General features: G+C 49.3%; 16 protein-coding genes. 12 read left to right on the top strand and 4 right to left on the bottom strand.

What is annotated here, in order from left to right; translation table 11 throughout:
* Positions 1 to 43: 43 nt before the first annotated feature.
* The 3 genes from nemA to rnt all read left to right on the top strand — a co-directional run bounded on the left by nemA (position 44) and on the right by rnt (position 2484).
* On the top strand, positions 44 to 1141 hold the full coding sequence (gene nemA / locus AC0IXI_RS10845; protein ID WP_064511762.1) for an alkene reductase: 1098 nt from the start codon (positions 44 to 46) through the stop codon (positions 1139 to 1141).
* Positions 1142 to 1279: 138 nt separating this feature from the next.
* On the top strand, positions 1280 to 1687 hold the full coding sequence (gloA, locus tag AC0IXI_RS10840; RefSeq protein ID WP_064511763.1) for a lactoylglutathione lyase: 408 nt from the start codon (positions 1280 to 1282) through the stop codon (positions 1685 to 1687).
* Between the two features lie 92 nt (positions 1688 to 1779).
* Entirely contained in the window at positions 1780 to 2484 is a 705-nt protein-coding gene (rnt, locus tag AC0IXI_RS10835; RefSeq protein WP_471682393.1) for a ribonuclease T, read from the top strand.
* 13 nt (positions 2485 to 2497) lie between these two features.
* On the opposite strand, the gene AC0IXI_RS10830 is transcribed toward rnt, so the two are convergent.
* A complete protein-coding gene (locus AC0IXI_RS10830) occupies positions 2498 to 2842 on the bottom strand; it encodes a Grx4 family monothiol glutaredoxin (RefSeq protein WP_064511765.1) in 345 nt (114 codons plus the stop codon).
* 362 nt (positions 2843 to 3204) lie between these two features.
* Here AC0IXI_RS10830 and AC0IXI_RS10825 point away from each other — a divergent pair, with 362 nt between their 5' ends.
* Positions 3205 to 4053 carry a C40 family peptidase gene (locus AC0IXI_RS10825; protein WP_064511766.1) on the top strand — a complete coding sequence of 283 codons (849 nt, stop codon included), beginning with the start codon at positions 3205 to 3207 and terminating at the stop codon, positions 4051 to 4053.
* 192 nt (positions 4054 to 4245) lie between these two features.
* Positions 4246 to 4827, top strand: a complete 582-nt coding sequence (sodB, locus tag AC0IXI_RS10820; RefSeq protein WP_064511767.1) for a superoxide dismutase [Fe] — start codon at positions 4246 to 4248, stop codon at positions 4825 to 4827.
* 52 nt (positions 4828 to 4879) lie between these two features.
* On the opposite strand, the gene cydH is transcribed toward sodB, so the two are convergent.
* Complete coding sequence (gene cydH, locus AC0IXI_RS10815; RefSeq protein ID WP_034455366.1) at positions 4880 to 4969, bottom strand: cytochrome bd-I oxidase subunit CydH; 90 nt, start codon at positions 4967 to 4969, stop codon at positions 4880 to 4882.
* Between the two features lie 295 nt (positions 4970 to 5264).
* On the opposite strand from cydH, the gene purR reads away from it, so the two are divergent.
* Entirely contained in the window at positions 5265 to 6290 is a 1026-nt protein-coding gene (gene purR / locus AC0IXI_RS10810) for an HTH-type transcriptional repressor PurR (protein WP_064511768.1), read from the top strand.
* Between the two features lie 20 nt (positions 6291 to 6310).
* Here purR and punR read toward each other — a convergent pair whose 3' ends face one another.
* Positions 6311 to 7222 carry a DNA-binding transcriptional activator PunR gene (punR, locus tag AC0IXI_RS10805; RefSeq protein WP_064511769.1) on the bottom strand — a complete coding sequence of 304 codons (912 nt, stop codon included), beginning with the start codon at positions 7220 to 7222 and terminating at the stop codon, positions 6311 to 6313.
* A gap of 115 nt (positions 7223 to 7337) precedes the next feature.
* Here punR and punC point away from each other — a divergent pair, with 115 nt between their 5' ends.
* From punC to AC0IXI_RS10780, 5 genes are all read left to right on the top strand, one after another.
* Positions 7338 to 8531, top strand: a complete 1194-nt coding sequence (gene punC / locus AC0IXI_RS10800; RefSeq protein WP_471682392.1) for a purine nucleoside transporter PunC — start codon at positions 7338 to 7340, stop codon at positions 8529 to 8531.
* A 295-nt stretch (positions 8532 to 8826) separates the two neighbouring features.
* Complete coding sequence (cfa, locus tag AC0IXI_RS10795) at positions 8827 to 9975, top strand: cyclopropane fatty acyl phospholipid synthase (RefSeq protein WP_134182273.1); 1149 nt, start codon at positions 8827 to 8829, stop codon at positions 9973 to 9975.
* A 206-nt stretch (positions 9976 to 10181) separates the two neighbouring features.
* Positions 10182 to 11501 (top strand): PTS sugar transporter subunit IIC, encoded by a 1320-nt coding sequence (locus AC0IXI_RS10790; protein WP_064511772.1) that lies wholly within the window; start codon positions 10182 to 10184, stop codon positions 11499 to 11501.
* Positions 11502 to 11551: 50 nt separating this feature from the next.
* The gene (locus AC0IXI_RS10785; protein WP_471682391.1) at positions 11552 to 12943 is read left to right on the top strand and encodes a glycoside hydrolase family 1 protein; all 1392 of its coding nucleotides are present in this window, start codon (positions 11552 to 11554) and stop codon (positions 12941 to 12943) included.
* A 56-nt stretch (positions 12944 to 12999) separates the two neighbouring features.
* Positions 13000 to 13923 carry a LacI family DNA-binding transcriptional regulator gene (locus AC0IXI_RS10780; RefSeq protein ID WP_064511774.1) on the top strand — a complete coding sequence of 308 codons (924 nt, stop codon included), beginning with the start codon at positions 13000 to 13002 and terminating at the stop codon, positions 13921 to 13923.
* 87 nt (positions 13924 to 14010) lie between these two features.
* Here the strand turns inward: AC0IXI_RS10780 and AC0IXI_RS10775 are convergent, their stop codons facing one another.
* Complete coding sequence (locus AC0IXI_RS10775) at positions 14011 to 14652, bottom strand: riboflavin synthase (RefSeq protein WP_064511775.1); 642 nt, start codon at positions 14650 to 14652, stop codon at positions 14011 to 14013.
* Positions 14653 to 14878: 226 nt separating this feature from the next.
* On the opposite strand from AC0IXI_RS10775, the gene mdtK reads away from it, so the two are divergent.
* Entirely contained in the window at positions 14879 to 16252 is a 1374-nt protein-coding gene (gene mdtK / locus AC0IXI_RS10770) for an MdtK family multidrug efflux MATE transporter (protein ID WP_064511776.1), read from the top strand.
* Positions 16253 to 16276 lie beyond the last annotated feature (24 nt).

Here is a 16276-nt window from a genome sequence, read left to right as displayed (position 1 = left end):
TTTAATCAAACACTAGACGACCGGTCTATTAGAGGTGTTTTATATGTCAGCAGATAAATTATTCACTCCACTGAAAGTCGGCGCGATTACCACGCCTAACCGTATCTTTATGGCGCCATTAACCCGCCTGCGTAGCATTGTACCTGGCGATATTCCAACGCCATTGATGGGTGAGTATTACCGTCAGCGTGCAAGTTCTGGGTTAATTATCAGCGAAGCAACGCAAATTTCGGCGCAAGCTAAAGGTTATGAAGGCGCTCCAGGTTTGCATAGCGATCAGCAAATCGCAGCATGGAAGAAAATTACCGCAGGCGTTCACGCCGTGGACGGTCGTATAGCGGTACAACTGTGGCATACCGGCCGTATTTCTCACACCAGTATTCAGCCAGGCCAGCAGGCACCGGTTGCGCCATCTGCAATTTCTGCCGGAACGCGCACCTCATTACGTGATGAAAATGGCCATGCCATTCGCGTCGACACCTCAATGCCACGTGCTCTTGAGCTTAATGAAATCCCTGGTATTGTGAATGACTTCCGCCAGGCTGTAGGTAATGCACGCGATGCTGGCTTTGATATGGTCGAATTACACTCTGCACACGGTTACCTGCTGCACCAGTTCCTGTCACCAACATCCAACCATCGTACTGATGAATACGGTGGCAGCCGCGAAAACCGCGCACGTCTGGTATTAGAAGTGGTTGATGCTGCAAGTAAAGAGTGGAGTGCCGATCGCATTGGCATTCGTGTCTCGCCAATTGGTTCTTTCCAGAATGTCGATAACGGCCCGGATGAAGAAGCCGATGCACTGTATCTGATTGAAGAATTGAACAAACGTGGCATTGCCTATCTGCACATGTCTGAACCAGACTGGGCTGGCGGTCAACCTTATACCGAAGAATTCCGTCAGAAAGTACGTGAGCGCTTTAACGGTGTGATCATCGGTGCCGGTGCTTACACGCCAGAAAAAGCCGAAACATTAATCGAGAAAGGCCTAATCGACGCAGTAGCCTTTGGCCGTGACTATATCGCTAACCCGGATTTGGTTGAACGCCTGCATCACAATGCAGAACTCAACGCCCAGCGCCCTGAAACCTTCTATGGTGGTGGCGCAGAAGGTTATACCGATTACCCGACTTTATAGACCCCTCTCATTGATAGCGGCGCTAGTTCGCCGCTATACTTACCTTACATTTAGAAATTAACCCTTTAATTTTAGCCAAATAATTCGGGTTGTAGGTAGGTTGTACAACTTGAAGAATGATGAGGAAAAGAGGATTTTATGCGCTTACTTCACACCATGCTACGTGTCGGCGATCTGCAACGCTCCATCGAATTTTACACTAACGTGCTGGGCATGACTCTGCTGCGTACCAGTGAAAACCCTGAATACAAATACTCTCTGGCGTTCGTTGGTTATGGCCCGGAAACCGAAGAAGCGGTTATCGAACTGACCTATAACTGGGGCACCGATAGCTACGATTTAGGCAATGCTTATGGTCACATCGCGCTGAGCGTTGATGATGCGGCTGAAGCCTGTGAACGTATTCGTAAAAACGGCGGCAATGTCACCCGTGAAGCTGGCCCGGTAAAAGGCGGCTCCACCGTTATCGCTTTTGTTGAAGATCCTGACGGCTACAAAATTGAGCTGATCGAAAGCAAAGACGCAGGTAAAGGCTTGGGTAATTAATATCCTGTTACGGGTGCTCTCTGCGCCCGTTAGCTTCCCTTGTTAAAATTTGCCATAATACGCGCTGCTTTTTCCCGTATTAAGAGATCCTGATGTCTGACAACACGCAACTGCATAGCCTGTGCGACCGTTTTCGTGGTTTTTATCCGGTAGTAATTGATGTTGAAACCGCCGGGTTTAATGCTAAAACCGATGCTTTACTTGAAGTCGCAGCCATCACGTTAAAGATGGATCAAGACGGCTGGTTATCGATTGACGAAACCCTGCATTTCCATGTTGAACCTTTTGAAGGCGCAATTCTTCAACCTGAAGCGCTGGCCTTTAATGGTATCGACCCGCATAACCCGTTGCGTGGTGCAGTGAGTGAATATGACGCGCTGCACGCCATTTTTAAAATGGTGCGCAAAGGCATTAAAGACAGCGGTTGTAACCGCGCGATCATGGTCGCGCATAATGCGACATTCGATCACAGCTTTATGATGGCAGCGGCAGAACGTGCTTCTTTAAAACGTAACCCGTTCCATCCATTTGTGACCTTTGACACTGCTGCACTTAGCGGGTTGGCTCTCGGCCAGACGGTACTCGCTAAAGCGTGTATTGCCGCTGGTATGCCATTTGACAGCAGCCAGGCGCACTCGGCTCTATATGATACTGAGCAAACCGCCGAGCTTTTTTGCGAAATCGTTAACCGTTGGAAACGACTCGGTGGCTGGCCACTCCCTTACCGGCTGAGCCAGAATCCGAAGCATAAAAAAAGCGACCTTAACAGGTCGCTTTTTATTTCACTCCAGGTCTGACTCCAGTTGCAAATTACTCTGCGTCTGGCTCTTCAGATTTATGCTTGGCAGCAGATTCTTTAATCAGTGCCTGCAACTCGCCACGCTGATACATCTCAATAATGATGTCGCAGCCGCCAACCAATTCACCATCAACCCACAGCTGCGGGAAAGTAGGCCAGTTAGCGTATTTTGGCAGCTCAGCACGGATGTCTGGATTCTGTAAAATATCAACGTACGCGAAACGCTCACCACAAGCGGATAGCGCCTGCACAGCCTGGGCGGAGAAGCCACAGCTAGGCAGTTTCGGAGAACCTTTCATATAAAGAAGAATTGGGTTCTCAGTAATCTGTTGTTGGATTTTTTCAATAGTGCTCATTGCTTGCTTCCTCAAACCAAGTGCTGGCATTAGTCTGCCATTGTAGCGATTGACGCCCTCTCCAGAAAACACCATTTTTTATAGGGCTTTTCTGTCATACGCGATGGAGGGACAACATGTATCAAGAATAACACTTTTCCCGCCACTGAAAATCAGCAAATGACCCTAAGCCTGATCAATAAATAGCCTTGCAACCATTAGTTTGGTTAATTTTTTTGCGTCCGGTAACGAAACAGCAAGACGAATAGTAAAAGGTTATTAACTTTATCGTGCTTAATAGATTAGAATCGGCGGGTTTCGCAAAATCATACACGGGCATGATGGTTTTTCTCATGCATTCATTTTCACCAGGGGATTGTCGAGTGGCGCGGATAACAAAAATTTCTATCACGCTCTGTGCTCTGCTATTTACCTTGCCGTATACACCATTGACGCATGCGTCTGAGCACGCTCGTCCCGTGGCTGCGCAAAAAGCGCACGTTGTTAAAAGCACAACGAAGAGCACAGAAAAAAGCAGTAAGAGTAAAACCACTACCACCAGCAAAAAAAGCACCACCTCAGTCAAAACAGCCAGCAAGAAAAAAGAAACAACTGCCGCAAAAAGTAAAACCGCCCAAAATGCCAGCAGCGCTAAAACAAAGAATCTTGCAAAAAACTCCCGCAATAAAACCTCTAAGCTCGCAAAAGTCCAGCCTGTTACTTTCACCGAAAAATGCAGCAAGCCGCGTAAAGGCCATAAAGCGCATTGTGTAAAAGTTAAATCAGAGCAGCCAACGACGATTGCTGCGGCGCATAAAGTCCGTGTGCAAAAAGCACAAAAAACGGCAATGAACAAATTGATGGGCCAGATAGGCAAACCGTATCGTTGGGGTGGCACCTCGCCGGTTACCGGTTTCGATTGCAGCGGTCTGGTTTACTACGCATACAAAGATTTAGTGAAGTTCCGTATTCCTCGTACCGCTAACGAGATGTATCACCTGCGTGATGCCTCATCTGTAGATCGTGGGGAGCTTGAAACTGGTGATTTGGTCTTCTTCCGCACCCAAGGTCGGGGCACCGCTGACCATGTTGGCGTGTACGTGGGCAACGGTAAATTTATTCAGTCACCGCGTACCGGACAAGATATCCAGATAACCTCACTAAGCGAAGACTACTGGCAGCGCCACTATGTCGGTGCCAAACGCGTTATGACCCCTAAAACAATTCGTTAAACTCTATTTATCGAAAACCTGCGCCTGCCCTTCCTTGGGCAGGTGAGTTCCCTCTTTTGCTTATCCTTTCAATTTGTTACCCTAAACCCGCACTAAAAGTGATGTTTAACAATAGATACCCAAAATAATTCGAGTTGCATCGCAGCCAACAAAGATGCAGCTCGAAGTATGAAGGGTAATAAGGAGTCAGCAATGTCGTTCGAACTACCTGCACTACCATATGCAAAAGATGCTTTAGCACCGCATATCTCCGCCGAAACTCTGGAATACCATTACGGTAAACACCATCAAACCTATGTCACTAACCTGAACAATCTGGTTAAGGGCACTGCGTTTGAAGGTAAAAATCTCGAAGAGATCGTTCGTACTTCCGAAGGCGGCGTGTTTAACAACGCAGCACAGGTTTGGAACCACACCTTCTACTGGAATTGCCTGGCACCAAATGCTGGCGGTGAACCAACTGGAGAGCTTCTGGAAGCCATTAATAAGTCGTTTGGTAGCTTTGCTGAGTTTAAACAGCAGTTCACTGATGCAGCTATTAAAAACTTTGGCGCTGGCTGGACCTGGCTTGTCAAACAAGAAGATGGCGCTCTGGCGATTGTCTCTACCTCAAACGCGGGTACCCCACTAACAACAGCGGCAACACCGTTATTGACTGTGGATGTGTGGGAACATGCGTACTACATCGACTACCGCAATGCTCGTGCTGGCTATCTTGAGCATTTCTGGGCGTTGGTGAACTGGGAGTTTGTTGCTAAGAATCTGGCAGCATAAAACCTAAAATATATGGGCCGCGATTGCGGCCCATTTTAATCAGAGCGATGTATCAGTGCAGTACGGCGGTTAACGCGCCACACACAATCAGTGCCAAAACAACAACCGTGGTCATGATTGAAAATTTCAGATCGGTACTCATTAGCAAACTCCTTTTATTACCCTACAATCGGTGTGTCGGCTTGATTTTCCCACAATCAGACATAAAAATCCCCCTGGTTTTAACCTGATATCGCTTTTCCCTCTTTCACTTTTCTCCTGGATAGGCCAAAATCCCACGCTAATTTATTGCGTACCATCTATTCAACGCCCTCCTCCCGTTTTATGTCGCAATCCCGGCATACCTGCAACCTTAACGTTGCCTCAGGAGTTGGCGTACGCAAACGTTTAACACATTGGTTATCAGGGGTTTACGATATGGCCCGGAGTGAAATTTAATGGCGACAATCAAGGACGTAGCGAAGCTCGCAAACGTTTCCACTACAACCGTATCACATGTGATTAACAAGACCCGTTTTGTGGCGGAAGAAACACGTAACGCGGTCTGGGCGGCAATCAAACAATTGCACTATTCGCCGAGCGCCGTCGCGCGTAGCTTGAAAGTTAATCACACCAAAACGATTGGTTTGCTAGCTACTTCTAGCGAAGCACCCTATTTTGCCGAGATAATCGAAGCTGTCGAAAATAGCTGCTTTGAAAAAGGCTACACCCTGATTTTGGGTAATGCGCACAATAATTTCGAAAAACAGCGCGCCTATTTATCCATGATGGCGCAAAAGCGCGTCGATGGGCTGCTGGTGATGTGCTCTGAATATCCGGAATCATTACTGACTATGCTTGAAGAGTATCGTCACATCCCAATGGTTGTGATGGACTGGGGCGAAGCCCGCGCAGATTTCACCGACTCCGTTGTCGATAATGCCTTCCACGGTGGCTATCTGGCTGGACGTTATTTGATTGAACGTGGTCACCGCGAAATTGGTGCAATCCCTGGCCAAATGGAGCGTAATACCGGTGGCGGCCGCCATGCTGGTTTTATGAAGGCGCTGGAAGAAGCTGGGATCGCTATTCCTGAGAACTGGATTGTGCAAGGTGACTTTGAACCTGAGTCAGGCTACCGCGCCATGCAGCAGATTATCGGTCAGTCTCAGCGCCCTACCGCAGTATTCTGCGGCGGCGACATTATGGCGATGGGCGCAATTTGTGCTGCTGATGAAATGGGTTTACGCGTACCGCAGGATATTTCCATTATCGGTTATGACAACGTGCGTAACGCTCGTTATTTCACACCGGCATTGACCACCATTCACCAGCCGAAGGACTCGCTGGGTGAAACAGCTTTCAATATGCTGCTGGATAGAATCGTCAATAAACGCGAAGAGTCGCAATCAATTGAAGTACATCCGCGCCTGATTGAACGCCGTTCAGTGGCAGATGGCCCATTCCGCGATTACCGCCGCTAAAAACAGTCAAAGGAGCCTGCCTAAGCAGGCTCTTGCAACCACTCCTGATTCATCGTCTCGCTATCCCCTAAATACTCCAGCAGCCAGGCCAGAGCTGGCGAAGCATCATTTTGCCGCCATGTCAGGCAACATGCCGCGTCCGGGAACGGGTTATCGAGCGTCAGCTCACTCCACTGCCCTGAAGCCAACCACGGCTTTGCTATATGCAATGGCACCATACCAATACATAAACCCGCGCTAAGACAATCAGAGCCAGATTCCCAGTCTGGAACCACAACTCGACGCTGGTTATCCAAAAGCCAGGTAATACGCTTCGGTAGCGAACGGGAGGTATCTTCCAGTACTAACGACGGCCAGGCTCGCAGATCATCATCACTTAAGGTTCCGCCCTGCTGTGCCAGTGGGTGATTTGATGACACCACACAGCGCCAACTCAACGTCCCCATATCGCGGAACGCATAACGCCCCCCGACAGGAATAGCTTGTGTCGCACCAATCGCGACTTCAACTCGCCCATCAGCCAGCGCATCCCACACGCCGTTAAACACTTCCTGGAATATACGCAGTTCGATATCCGGAAAATGACGATAAAAATCCAACACCAACTGACGCGTTCGTTCAGGTTTAACGATGTTATCAACTGCGATAGCCAGGTGCCCGCGCCATCCATTTGCGATCTGTTGACACTGCTGCCGTGTCGTCATCATTTTTTTGATAACAGAGCGGCCTTCTTTCAGGAAAAAGACGCCTGCGGGGGTTAATTCAACATCCCGATGGCGACGTTCGAATAACGGAACCGCTAACCAATCTTCAAGTTGCCGTACCGTATAGCTGATAGCTGACGGAACGCGGTGCAGCTCTTGTGCTGCACCACTGAAGCTGCCATTGCGCGCTACCGCATCTATCACTTCCAGCGAATATTCTGACCACATTTCTCTGCTCACAAAATTTTTGAATGCAACCTACAAATATTAGCGTTTCACAAGCCTATTTGCACTCCGTACACTCTCGCGGCGATCAACCTGCAAGATAAAACAAGAGAAAATTATGCAACCATCAAAAGGATTTCTTATCTGGCTGGCTGGATTAAGTGTTCTGGGCTTCCTTGCCACAGACATGTATCTGCCTGCTTTCGCTGCCATTCAGCAAGATTTACAGACCGATGCCTCCGCCGTTAGTGCGAGCCTGAGCCTGTTCCTTGCGGGCTTTGCGTTTGCCCAGTTAATGTGGGGGCCGCTGTCAGACCATTTCGGACGTAAACCAGTTTTGCTGGCCGGTCTGAGTCTGTTCGCCGTCGGTTGTATTGGAATGTTGTGGGTAGAAAGTGCCACCGCTCTGCTGGTGCTGCGCTTCGTTCAGGCCGTTGGTGTTTGTTCTGCCGCAGTAAGCTGGCAGGCACTGGTGACCGATTACTACCCGGCAAACCGCGCAAATCGTATTTTCGCCACGATTATGCCGCTGGTTGGCTTGTCTCCGGCACTGGCACCGCTGCTCGGTAGCTGGATTTTGGTGCACTTCGACTGGCAGGCGATCTTCGCCACCCTGTTTGCAATCACCCTGGTGCTGATGATCCCAACTCTGCGTCTGAAACCACGTACCCAGCATCACCCGCAAACAGAAGACAATAAAGTCAGCTTTATGTCGTTACTGCGCTCTCGTGTTTATAGCGGCAACGTGTTGATTTACGCAGCTTGCTCTGCCAGCTTCTTTGCCTGGCTGACCGGTTCTCCGTTTATTCTGAACGATATGGGTTACAGCCCGGCGGCAATTGGCCTGAGCTATGTGCCGCAAACTATCGCCTTCCTGATTGGTGGTTATGGCTGCCGTAGCGCACTGCAAAAATGGCAAGGCAAGCAAATGCTGCCGTGGTTGCTTGCGTTATATACGTTGAGTGTTTTCGGCACCTGGGCGGTATCGATAAGTGGACACGCAAACCTGACCATGCTGCTCATCCCATTCTGTATCATGGCGATTGCCAACGGGGCGATTTACCCAATCGTTGTTGCTTCTGCACTGTTGCCTTTCCCACAAGCCACAGGTAAAGCCGCTGCGCTGCAAAACACGCTGCAATTGGGCCTGTGCTTCCTGGCAAGTTTGATGGTGTCGTGGTTGGTCGCTACACCACTGCTGACTACCACCAGTGTCATGCTGGTAACAATTGTTCTGGCCATGCTGGGTTATCTGCTTCAGCGTCGTAAAAATGCCGAAGTCTGGCAACCGGCTGAATCGGATGCACATTAAGATTAAAATTGCTCAGCCTCAACATGATTAGCTTGCTAAGAATATGTGATTGAATCACCGCTTAAGCGAGCCTATACTCATAAACGGCTCAACAAATAACACCATAATAATCAAATTAAAACGGGAGCCTCTTGGCTCCCGTTTTTGTTTTACAGCTGTTTTTGGGGCGCCAAGCCCCCTTTCTCTGTTCTACGTCGGATATCAGGCACACGGAATTTTCCGTGACATTTCTCACATGCCCAAAATAGCGTCTACGCTGTTTTAAGGTTCCTTTCACATTGGTGATGGAGAAGCTATGAGTTCATCGTGTATAGAAGAAGTCAGAATAAGAAATAACCCGTGGTATCGGATTGTGAACGATATGCTCACGCGGGCAGGGGTAGAAATTAATGGCCCACGCCCCTTCGATATACAGGTTAAGCATCCCGATTTTTTTAAGCGTGTTCTGCAAGAGGGTACACTGGGTCTTGGTGAAAGCTATATGGACGGCTGGTGGGACTGCGAACGACTGGATATTTTTTTCCATAATGCCATTCGCGCCGGACTTGAGCGGCAACTCCCCCACCATTTAAAAGACACGCTACGTGTAGCCGCCGCGCGCTTAGTTAATCTGCAATCCAAAAAACGCGCGTGGATAGTCGGTAAAGAACACTATGATTTGGGCAATGACTTATTTAGCCGCATGCTTGATGAACATATGCAATATTCCTGCGGTTATTGGAAAGACGCTACTACGCTAAGTGATGCACAAAACGCCAAGCTTAAAATGATCTGCGATAAGCTGCATCTTGAGCCAGGAATGACGCTACTTGATATTGGTTGCGGCTGGGGCGGTCTGGCAGAATTTGCTGCCCGGAATTACGGCGTAGCCGTTCATGGTGTAACCATCTCCGCCGAACAACAAAAATTGGCGCAAGAGCGTTGTAGCGGGCTTAACGTTAATATTGCACTGCAAGACTATCGCGAACTGGATATGCAATTCGACCGCATTGTTTCTGTCGGCATGTTCGAACATGTTGGGCCGAAAAACTATGCCACCTATTTTAATGTTGCCGACCGCAACCTAAAACCCGACGGTATTTTCCTGCTGCATACCATTGGCTCGAATAAAACCTTTAACGGTGTTGACCCATGGATAGACAAGTACATTTTCCCTAATGGCTGCCTGCCATCAGTGCGCCAGATTGCCGATGCCAGCGAAGGTCATTTTGTGATGGAAGATTGGCACAATTTTGGCGCCGACTATGACAAAACATTGATGGCCTGGCATGAACGCTTCAATAACTTTTGGCCGGAAATTGCAGATAACTATTCAGAACGATTCAAACGCATGTTTAGTTATTATCTGAATGCTTGTGCCGGTGCCTTCCGTGCACGTGATATCCAGCTCTGGCAAGTCGTCTTCACTCGTGGCGTCGAAAACGGTTTACGGGTTCCGCACTGATTTCCACCCGGCTCCGCCGGGGTAAATTCAATCCTTGCAAACATGTTGCATTTTCTTAACAAAATGTGAGTCCCTTCACGTTTCCTGCGCTACTTTCTTCACGAGTTTGATCCCGTTAACACTTATCTCTTTATTCATTGGAAACCGGTTTCCATGTTGTTTCACAATCAGTCCACTTTCCAAAAAACAATAGCAAGGATACCGCCATGAGCATGTACCAAAAAATGGTCAATGTGATTGAGCAAAAAGTCACGCCAATGGCAGGAGCAATGGGCTCTCAGCGCCATGTCATCGCCATTCGCGACGGTTTTATCTCCGCCCTTCCGTTTATGATCATCGGGTCTTTCTTGTTAGTGTTTATCTTCCCGCCATTCTCGCCAGACAGCAGTTGGACTTTTGCGCGATCATGGCTGAATTTCTCTCTCACCTACCGTGAACAGTTAATGCTGCCGTTTAACCTCAGCATGGGTGTGATGACGTTCTTTATTTCTGTCGGTATTGGCGCAAGCCTCGGGAAGCACTATAAGCTCGACCCGATAATGACCGGCTTACTGGCGTTTATGGCCTTTTTACTGGTCGCCGCACCGTATAAAGACGGGCAGATTTCAACGCAGTACTTCTCCGGCCAGGGCATTTTCACCGCGCTGATCACGGCGATTTATGCCAGTGAAATGTACGCGTTATTAAAACGCCACAACATCACCATCCGTTTGCCGAAAGAAGTGCCGACAGGCGTTGCGCGCTCATTTGAAATTCTGATTCCGGTTGTGGTGATTGTTGCCACCTTGCACCCGCTGAATTTATTTATTGAGTCAACCACAGGGATGATTATTCCCGAAGCGATTATGCATCTGCTGGCGCCGTTAGTTTCCGCATCCGACTCGCTGCCTGCGATTTTGATTTCCGTCTTTATCTGCCAGATTTTGTGGTTTGCCGGTATTCATGGTGCGCTTATCGTCACCGGGATCATGAACCCGTTCTGGATGGCTAACCTTTCCGCTAACCAGACCGCTCTGGCTGCGGGCAATGTCCTGCCGCATATCTATCTGCAAGGTTTCTGGGACCACTATTTGCTGATTGGCGGTGTTGGGTCAACGCTGCCACTGGCATTCTTGCTGTTACGTAGCCGTGCGATTCATCTGCGCACCATCGGCAAAATGGGCGTGGTGCCAAGCTTCTTTAACATCAACGAACCAATTTTGTTCGGCACACCAATCATCATGAACCCGATGTTCTTCTTGCCGTTTACTTTGGTACCAATGATTAACGCAACGCTTGCTTATATCGCCACAAAATTAGGTTGGGTTGCACAGGTTGTCTCGCTGACGCCGTGGACCACGCCGGCACCTATTGGCGCTTCATGGGCTGCAAACTGGGCGGTAAGTCCCGTAATCATGTGCCTGATTTGTATGGTCATGTCGGCTGTGATGTATTACCCATTCCTGAAGGCTTACGAACGCACCCTGCTGAAACAGGATGAAGAACGTAATACGCAGGAGAATGACAGCCCGATTACAGCAAACTGATATTTTTTATTGCCTGCCCGGATGGCAGGCACGTCAAACGAGGAACGAAAATGAAATACGTATTTCCTGATAATTTTTGGTGGGGCAGCGCCAGTTCAGCACCGCAAACTGAAGGTGAAACGCTCTCTTTTGGCAAGTCTGCCACCATTTGGGATCAGTGGTTTAAAGAACAACCAACCCGTTTTCATAACGGCGTTGGCCCGGCAGACACCTCCACGTTCTATAAGAACTGGAAGCAAGATATCGCCCTGCTGAAAGAGCTGAATCACAATACTTTCCGTACCTCAATTTCCTGGGCACGCCTGATCCCTGAAGGGCGCGGTGCGGTAAATCAGGAAGCTGTGACCTTCTATAATCAGGTTATTGACGAACTGCTGGCTCAGGGAATTAAGCCATTTATCAACCTGTTCCACTTTGATATGCCGATGGTCATGCAGCAGCAAGGCGGCTGGGAAAGCCGTGACGTTGTCACGGCCTATGCGGAATTTGCTAATGTTTGCTTTGAGCTGTTTGGCGACCGCGTGAAGCACTGGTTTACTTTCAATGAGCCAGTTGTACCCGTCGAAGGCGGCTATCTGTACGACTTCCATTACCCGAACGTGGTGGATTTCAAACGTGCAGCCACCGTTGCCTACCACACCATGATCGCCCACTCTCTGGCGGTAAAGGCTTATCACGAGCGTAATGACGGCGGCGAAATCGGTATTATCCTCAACCTCACCCCTTCTTACCCACGTTCGCAAAACCCTGCGGATGTGAAAGCGGCGAACATCGCTGACCTGATGTTTAACCGCAGCTTCCTTGACCCTGCTTTGCGTGGTGAATATCCGCAAGAGTTGGTGGCCTTGTTGAAAGAGCATGGCCAGTTGCCTGCGTGCCAGCCTGGTGACAAAGAGTTGTTGGCGGCAGGTGTCGTCGATTTACTCGGTATCAACTACTACCAGCCGCGCCGCATCAAATGCCGCGATTCACTGGTAAACCCTGACAGCCCGTTCATGCCGGAATGGTTCTTTGAAGCCTACGAAATGCCAGGCCGCAAAATGAACCCGTATCGCGGCTGGGAAATCTACGAGCAAGGGATTTACGACATTCTCACCAACCTGCGTGAAAATTACGGCAACCCAAATTGCTATATTTCCGAGAATGGCATGGGCGTTGAAAACGAACAGCGCTTCGACGAGAACGGCCAGATTCAGGATGATTACCGCATTGATTTCGTGCGCGACCACCTGAAATGGCTGCATAAAGGCATCAGCGAAGGCAGCCATTGCCTCGGCTATCACATGTGGACGTTTATTGATAACTGGTCCTGGTGCAACGCCTATAAAAACCGTTACGGTTTTGTCTCGTTAAATCTCGAGACACAGCAACGCACCATCAAGAAAAGTGGCGAATGGTACAAAGCAACCGCCGCAGAAAATGGTTTTAACGATCGTACGTAATCTCCGCATACGGGCCGCGAGGCCCGTTTCTGGCTGAGAAGCGGGAAACTCACACCATGTCGAATATTAATGATGTAGCACGCCTGGCGCAGGTTTCTAAAGCAACCGTTTCGCGTGTTTTAAGCGGCAGTCGCGGCGTGAAAGAAGAGAGTCGTCAGGCCGTTTTACGCGCGGCAGAAATACTTAACTACAAGCCGAATGCTATCGCTCAATCTTTGAGTTCCCAGTCAACCAATTGCATTGGCGTTATCTGCGCAACCGAACATATTCAGCAGTCAACGGGTTATCTGCAGGCACTTGAGAAACAGCTTAATCAGCATCAGAAACATTTGTTGTTACGCTTTGCCAATGACCATGACAGTGTGGCCCAGGCAGCTCAGGAGCTTTCAAATGGGTTATGTGATGCATTAGTGGTGGTGGGCGCTCGTTTTCCGTTACCGGAACTTGATGACGAAATCATGTTGATTGATTGCCTGAGCGGTTCACATAACCTCAGTATCCAGTGTGACCATATTTTTGCTGCCGAAACGGCAGTGCACTATTTATGCAATCAAAAGCGGCGACAAATCGCTTTGATTAACTTTGCCAGTGGTGAAGCGGCAGCGCTCACACTTGAAGGTTATCATCAGGCGCTTCACAACCATGTGGTGCCCTTCAACCGCCAACTGGTAATTGACGATGAATCATCGGTGCGCATTGCGCTACAACGCTTGATAAACCGTGGAGTGAAGTTTTCTGCGCTGCTGGTCACCGATGATACGCAGGCGCAAGAAGCAGTGATGATGCTCAATCAATACCAGTTAAAAGTACCTGAGCAGGTGATGGTGTTCAGTCTTGACGGCTCAACCCGAATGCCTGGTTCGAATGCTATTCCCGCAATTAAATATCCGCTGGAGAGTATTGCCCGTCGGGCGGTAGAGTTGTTGCTTGGTGAACGGCATACCAGTGATTTGGTGCGCGGAAGTTTGTTGATTGCTTAACACAGTCGGATGTCGCTTACGCTAATCCGACCTAACGCTCGAAACTGTAGGGTGGATAAGCCGTAGGCATAATCCACCGTTTCAACCTCACGCCTTCGGTAGTAACGCATCCAAAGTCGCTTCGCGCTGTGCCAGCACGCGCTCAACGGTATCTACAATTGCCTGGGTTTGCGGGTCAATTTCGATATTAATACGATTGCCAAGTTTCTTGCTGCCAAGCGTGGTGCGTTCAAGCGTTTCAGGAATTAAATGCACGCAGAAACGCGATGCTGTCACTTCACCCACCGTCAGGCTAATACCATCAATGCCGATATATCCTTTATGCAGGATATATTTCATCAACGTTTTATCGCGCATTTTAAACCAGATTTGGCGGTTATTTTCTGAAGTTAAAATTTTCGCCACTTCAGCGGTGGTCATAATATGACCGGACATAAGATGCCCGCCGATTTCATCATTAAATTTGGCGGCGCGTTCAACGTTGACACTGTCGCCCACCACTAGCTCGCCGAGATTGGTGATGCGCAGCGTCTCTTTCATAAGATCAAAGCTGACGTGGTTGCCATTGATTTCTGTGACCGTCAAACAACAGCCGTTGTGCGCAACCGACGCCCCTGTTTCAAGGCCAGGTAACATCGCGTCGGGCATTTCAATGACGTGCGTACGGAAGTTAGGTTTCTCATCAATGGAGACCAGGGTTGCAGTGCCCTGCACAATACCTGTAAACATCGTAAAGCTCCTGGTAATAATTTGGCGGCTGATAATGTGTAATACATCACTTTAACAGTTGGAAAAAATGCTTACCAGCTATCCGCACTACCCCACCATTATTTGGCTGGCGTATTCGTTTTCTGCCGCTACAATAGTCAGGCTAATTCCCCTGCGATTCCTATTTTTCTGCCATTTCTGGCGGTCTTGCTGTCTTTCTAATAACTAAAAATATTCAGGTGTTCAAATGCAGAAGTACATAGTTGAAGCCCGCCAGTTACTCGCACTGGCGATACCCGTGATCCTCGCGCAGATTGCACAAACCTCAATGGGTTTTGTCGATACCGTGATGGCCGGTGGCTACAGCGCAACCGATATGGCCGCTGTGGCAATCGGTACATCCATCTGGCTACCCGCCATTCTCTTTGGTCATGGCTTGTTAATGGCGCTGACGCCTACCGTCGCGCAACTCAACGGTTCAGGCCGTCGTGAGCGTATTGCTCACCAGATTCGCCAGGGCTTCTGGTTGGCGGGATTTGTCTCGGCGCTGATCATGATTGTCCTGTGGAATGCGGGCCATATCATTCATGCGATGAAAAATATCGACCCAGAACTTGCCGATAAAGCCGTGGGTTATTTACGCGCGCTGCTGTGGGGCGTCCCTGGTTATTTGTTCTTCCAGGTTGCCCGTAACCAATGTGAAGGACTGGCAAAAACCAAACCCGGTATGGTGATGGGCTTTATTGGTCTGTTGGTCAATATTCCGGTCAACTACATCTTTATTTACGGCCACTTTGGCATGCCGGAACTCGGCGGTGTAGGTTGCGGTGTAGCAACAGCTGCGGTGTATTGGGTGATGTTTTTCTTCATGATTTCTTATGTGCGAAAAGCACGCTCAATGCGCGATTTGAAATTGCCAAAAGGCTTTATCAAGCCCGACTGGAAAGTCATATATCGCCTGACCCAACTGGGCCTGCCGATTGCCCTGGCTCTGTTCTTTGAAGTGACACTGTTTGCGGTTGTCGCACTGCTGGTCGCACCATTGGGGATTGTCGACGTTGCAGGCCACCAGATAGCTCTGAACTTCAGCTCGCTGATGTTCGTTTTGCCGATGTCACTTTCAGCGGCAGTCACTATCCGCGTGGGCTTCCGTCTGGGCCAGGGTTCAACACTCGATGCGCAAACCGCCGCCTGGACAGGTATTGGTGTTGGTATGTGCATGGCAACCCTCACGGCTATCTTCACCATCGTGATGCGTGAACACATCGCCCTGCTCTACAACAGCAATCCGGAAGTTGTCGCGCTGGCGGCACACCTGATGCTACTGGCGGCGGTTTACCAGCTTTCCGATTCCGTGCAGGTTATCGGCAGCGGTGTGCTACGTGGTTATAAAGATACACGCTCCATTTTCTTTATAACGTTTATCGCCTACTGGGTGCTGGGATTGCCAAGCGGCTATATTCTTGCACTCACTGATTGGGTTGTTGAACCGATGGGGCCAGCAGGATTCTGGACCGGCTTTATCATCGGTCTAACGTCTGCTGCGATTATGATGATGCTGCGGATGCGTTGGTTGCAACGTCAGCCTTCAATCACTATTTTGCAGCGCGCCGCACGATAAACCCGAATAGCCGCCGTTTTGGCG

This window comes from Buttiauxella sp. AC038 (genome assembly GCF_979253565.1).
This window is presented reverse-complemented; position numbering and strand designations above follow the sequence as displayed.